Consider the following 1,048-nt stretch of genomic DNA (forward strand, 5'->3'; position numbering starts at 1 on the left):
TCTTCATGAAACCAAACACAAGGCAAAATACGACGCACGGCTTCAATGCGCATCTTAACAGCCCCTGCCCCTTGATTGGGCACAACCTGTGTGTCAAAACCAGCCTCATTTAAAGCACTCTCAAAGCTCACATTGTAAACACGGTCTCTTGTCGCCCCATCATGAGGAAGCACCATCAGTGCCTTGTCATAACCATTGCAACGCAACCACCCAATATGCTCAGATAAAGGTTGACCTTGCGCTTCATAATAATCAAGCACCCTGATCTCCCTGCCTACAAACTGTGCAACCCATATGGCCGTGGCATCGGCTTTAGCTCCCGTGCCCCCAATATCCCAAAAAGCACGAATGGGCATTAAAGGATCACGTGCTACACGTCCAACCCGCCCCTCTTGCTCGGCTGCTAACATTTCCTTCTGAAAATAAGCCCCTTGCACAGCTTTAAGATAATCACCCTCCCAAATATGGTTATAACTCTCAGGACGGTTTTGAAGATCATCAAGGCGGGCTCTTTGCAGCTTTTGGGGAAACAAAGGATTATCAGACCAGTTAATCTCTACCCCTTTAATATTTTGATCCTTTGTAAAACGAAAGCGTCTTTCAACAGGTGCATTCTCACGTAACGGATTCCACGTCACCCAAAGCTCTGCACGCCAGCCCTCTCCTTCTTCTCGCAATGTCGGTATCAGTGTCTGCCAAGCCGTTTCAGTCACAGGTTCAGCTTCATCAACCCAACAAAGCAAAATACGCCCCATCGACTTAATGCTCGCAATATTGCGATCTAACCCTGAAAACTGAAAAGATATACGTCCATCTTTCGACTTAATGGATGACTCTCCAACACAGTAATAGTCCTTTAAAAAATCATAAGTCTCAATCGCTCGTTTAATCTCTTGTAATGAACTCTCAGCAAGCGAATTTTGAAACTGGCGGGCACAAAGGATAATCCCTGATATCCCACCCATACCATATTCATAGCCCTTTAAAGCTGCCATTAAGGCAAAGGACCTCGTCTTTCCTGATCCTCGCCCTCCCCACGCAGCACGTA

At 46.5% G+C, this 1,048-nt stretch carries 1 protein-coding gene; it reads right to left on the reverse strand.

Annotation, left to right across the window (positions count from 1 at the left end; genetic code table 11):
* A partial coding sequence (locus J7R05_RS07225) for a phage terminase large subunit (protein WP_246468263.1) occupies positions 1-1,048 on the reverse strand: 1,048 nt, incomplete at both ends.

The sequence above is a fragment of the Bartonella capreoli genome (assembly GCF_902813205.1).
GTDB classification, from domain to species: Bacteria; Pseudomonadota; Alphaproteobacteria; order Rhizobiales; family Rhizobiaceae; genus Bartonella; species Bartonella schoenbuchensis.